This window comes from Litchfieldella anticariensis FP35 = DSM 16096 (genome assembly GCF_000409775.1).
GTDB lineage: Bacteria > Pseudomonadota > Gammaproteobacteria > Pseudomonadales > Halomonadaceae > Litchfieldella > Litchfieldella anticariensis.
Genome location: NZ_KE332382.1, coordinates 1 through 1,562 on the forward strand (window position 1 = coordinate 1; position 1,562 = coordinate 1,562).

Genomic DNA, 1,562 nt, shown 5'->3' on the forward strand with positions numbered 1-1,562 from the left:
CCTCCAGCAGACCTCTCGATCCACCTTCGTCGGCGTACACGACGCTCCTCTACCGCACGTCTTGCGACGTACCCGTAGCTTCGGCACCTGGTTTGAGCCCCGTTACATCTTCCGCGCAGGCCGACTCGACTAGTGAGCTATTACGCTTTCTTTAAAGGATGGCTGCTTCTAAGCCAACCTCCTAGCTGTCTAAGCCTTCCCACATCGTTTCCCACTTAACCAGGATTTTGGGGCCTTAGCTGACGGTCTGGGTTGTTTCCCTTTTCACGACGGACGTTAGCACCCGCCGTGTGTCTCCCACGCTCCACTCACCGGTATTCGGAGTTTGCCTCGGGTTGGTAAGCCGGGATGGCCCCCTAGCCGAAACAGTGCTCTACCCCCGGTGGTGATACGTGAGGCGCTACCTAAATAGCTTTCGAGGAGAACCAGCTATCTCCGGGCTTGATTAGCCTTTCACTCCGATCCACAAGTCATCCAAATCTTTTTCAACAGATCCTGGTTCGGGCCTCCAGTTGATGTTACTCAACCTTCACCCTGCTCATGGATAGATCGCCCGGTTTCGGGTCTATTCCCAGCGACTGGTCGCCCAGTTAAGACTCGGTTTCCCTACGCCTCCCCTATTCGGTTAAGCTCGCCACTGAAAATAAGTCGCTGACCCATTATACAAAAGGTACGCAGTCACCCGTCCGAAGACAGGCTCCCACTGCTTGTACGCATACGGTTTCAGGATCTATTTCACTCCCCTCGCCGGGGTTCTTTTCGCCTTTCCCTCACGGTACTGGTTCACTATCGGTCAGCCAGGAGTATTTAGCCTTGGAGGATGGTCCCCCCATGTTCAGTCAGGGTTTCACGTGCCCCGACCTACTCGATTTCACGCCATCAGATTTTCGGCTACGGGACTATCACCCGCTATGGTCGACCTTCCCAGATCGTTCGCCTAATCAGTCTGCCGCTTAAGGGCTAGTCCCCGGTCGCTCGCCGCTACTGGGGGAATCTCGGTTGATTTCTTTTCCTCGGGGTACTGAGATGTTTCAGTTCCCCCGGTTCGCCTCGCATCCCTATGGATTCAGGATGCGATACCCTGCAAGCAGGGTGGGTTTCCCCATTCAGAAATGCCCGGGTCACAGGTCGTTTGCCACCTCGCCGAGCCTTATCGCAGGCTTCCACGTCTTTCATCGCCTCTGGCTGCCAAGGCATCCACCGTATGCGCTTCATCGCTTGACCATATAACCCGAAAGGGTCTGGTCCGCGATGACGTCACGACAATTGCCGGATACGCTTGAAACGTATCTCGTTCGCTCTTTCTTTCGAAAGAACTTGTCAGCATGATTCACATTGTTAAAGAGCACTTAGAGCCATAAGCCCTAAGCTGTAAGCTTTAAGTGAACACCCTGCGGGTGTGTCATCAAAGCCTATAGCTTAGCGCTAACGTCAGACTGTTTTGGCATTCGCTTTTTCTTACAGCTTACGGCTTATCGCTGAAGTGTGGTGGAGCCAAGCGGGATCGAACCGCTGACCTCCTGCGTGCAAGGCAGGCGCTCTCCCAGCTGAGCTATGGCCCC

General features: G+C 54.5%; 1 tRNA gene and 1 rRNA gene. Both read right to left on the reverse strand.

Annotated features, from left to right (window positions below):
* Positions 1-1,224 (reverse strand): 23S ribosomal RNA (locus tag L861_RS06835); the annotation flags it as partial.
* A gap of 262 nt (positions 1,225-1,486) precedes the next feature.
* A tRNA-Ala gene (locus L861_RS06840) sits at positions 1,487-1,562 on the reverse strand.